General features: G+C 39.6%; 1 protein-coding gene. It reads right to left on the bottom strand.

Annotated elements, in window-relative coordinates; genetic code table 11:
• Positions 1-1,172 (bottom strand): molybdopterin-dependent oxidoreductase (locus tag C1642_RS12890; RefSeq protein WP_228153874.1); only part of this gene is annotated, 1,172 nt, incomplete at both ends.

Below are 1,172 nucleotides of genomic sequence, written 5' to 3'. Positions count from 1 at the left end.
ATAGATAGCGGCAATAAAAAAGCAACTGAATCTGCTGAATTGCCAAGTCGTTTGCCAAGAGTTCGATAAATGATAGAGGCAGCAAAAGGGATATATTTTTTATGGCGTGCCAAGGTAAGTCCTAGCGCCGACAAGTACGGTAAATAGGCTGTTTTTTTCGAGTCGACCGCAGCTATTTTTTCTAGAATTGGAAAATTCTTCGGAATAGCATTCATAGCTTCCAGTAATCGAGTATAAATTTCGGCTTCCGGTAAAGTGTTTGCTTGAGCAGCCAATACGGGATGACGCAGGTGAAAACCATTCTTAGGAAATTCCAAGTTAAAACCAGTAAATTCCCATTTTTCAAACTGAGTATGAGCAGGCAAAATATAGTCGGCGAGTCTCGCGGTTTCCGTCATCGCAACATCAACTACCACCAGCAAATCTAAGGCTTTAAAGGCTTCCTCAAAGGCAGGTGTGTCAGGATAGGTTAATAGTGGATTACAACTATCTACAAACACAGCACGAATTCGCTTTTCCCCTGCTTTTAGGATTTCATCGGGTAAAATATTAGGCGGGAAAAACCCGGAAATCGGGAACATTTTATGATAAACACTACGTCGATATTTTGGTTTTCTTTCATCCGTATCGGTCAAAATTGGAATAAACATGGTATGCAAATTATTGGTACCCTGTTTTCCAAAGTTCCCTGTCAGTAAGTATAAAAGCTTTTCTAAATAACCATTTAATGTTGTATTCAAAGTATGTTGAATACCTAAATCGATACGTACACAGCCTCTTTTTGCCTTTGAAAAATCTCGAACAACCTGATAAATCAAATCGACAGGTACATCAGCTTTAGCAATATAGTCTTCAATCGGGACATGGTTAAATGCAGCTTTTACTTCTTCAAACCCATGTGTATGCTGCTCAATAAACACTGCATCATAAAGCTTTTCTTTAATAATGATTGCAATCATGGCCGACATTAAAAAAGCATCTGTTCCTGGTTTTAGCTGCACGTGAATGTCTGCTTGTTTTGCCGTTTCAGTAACACGCGGGTCGAACACCACCATGGTTCGATTCGGATCTTTCTTAATATGTTTTAGCGTGTCTCGTGCGTTGGGAATACCATGTGCCTGAAACGGGTTCGTTCCAATAAAAAGTACGTAATCTGCATGTTCAACATCTTC

The sequence above is a fragment of the Acinetobacter sp. AKBS16 genome, assembly GCF_002899995.1.
GTDB lineage: Bacteria > Pseudomonadota > Gammaproteobacteria > Pseudomonadales > Moraxellaceae > Acinetobacter > Acinetobacter baumannii.
This window is presented reverse-complemented; position numbering and strand designations above follow the sequence as displayed.